Origin of the sequence: Bacteroides fluxus YIT 12057, from assembly GCF_000195635.1 — a bacterium.
Taxonomy (GTDB): Bacteria; Bacteroidota; Bacteroidia; order Bacteroidales; family Bacteroidaceae; genus Bacteroides; species Bacteroides fluxus.
The window spans coordinates 1-927 of sequence record NZ_GL882628.1 but is presented as its reverse complement, the minus strand read 5'-3'; the positions used below and the strand labels follow the sequence as shown (position 1 = coordinate 927).

1 protein-coding gene is annotated in these 927 nt (G+C 33.7%); it reads right to left on the bottom strand.

Translation table 11 applies throughout. From position 1 onward, the window contains the following. Positions 1 to 30: 30 nt before the first annotated feature. Entirely contained in the window at positions 31 to 621 is a 591-nt protein-coding gene (locus tag HMPREF9446_RS07805; protein ID WP_172634246.1) for a RepA protein, read from the bottom strand. Positions 622 to 927: the final 306 nt, after the last annotated feature.

The window sequence follows — 927 nt, the reverse complement described above, 5'->3', positions numbered from 1 at the left end:
GACCAAACGGCAGCTTCACTCAATGGAGTGTTACAGTTCATCAAAACCAAGTGATAACTGTCGTTTCTCTGCTTCTTCTTTCTTTTGGGCAGCTAAAGTCTTTTTCCGAACGTATGTTTTTGTAAATGAAACCCTATCCCCATTAAAGACAATCAACGGATTAATGAACCAATTATATTCGTTTGGACCTCTTGCTATGATTTCACTTTGTACGAGCTCTGCCAATCCTTTGTATATGGCTTTGTCTGATTTGTATTGGGTGTATTCTAAGCATTTTCGCCTATCGAAAATTATCATATCATTCTTAGGCTTCATGCAAGTTAGAATATACCCGAAAACCCGAATAGCTGCTTGTGATAGATTGAAAAAAGCGGCAAAATTCGCAAGGTATAGTTTTGCAAATTGCTCTTCATCTACTTCTATTTGTCGGATAAACGAGGTTTTGAATACTTCTCCTGTATCTGTATCAGCAACAGCAACTACAGCTTTTTTATCACTTCCCGTACTACTTTTGTATTTCTTAACAACGTGATTCTCAATCCCTTCAATTGCTTGTTTCATAAAGGGGTTTTCTTCGTTTTTTTGAAAATCGGTTAATTTGAGTACTTTCTTATTTTCCATAAACATTCTATTTAGGCAAATTTGACTTTCTATATATCGGTGAAAAAGTATAATTTGATTTTCCACAAAGGAATATTTAAATTTCCATTAATACAATAAAAAAGCAAAATATATTTTCCTTTTTAACATCTAATAGGAAAGAGTGACTTTCTAATATGGAAAATCTGATTTTCCAATATGGAAAATACCCTATATTGAGTATCAACTACTTAACTTATTCTATTTCTTAAGTTCTTATTATACCCTAAAAACGGCATATAATCAACTACTTAAAAAATCATCGGTCGGGGAGCGCCCAGCGGCAAG

Coding starts and splice junctions, on each gene's coding strand:
- HMPREF9446_RS07805 (WP_172634246.1), bottom strand. CDS start 621: ATGGAAAATAAGAAAGTACTCAAATTAACCGATTTTCAAAAAAACGAA.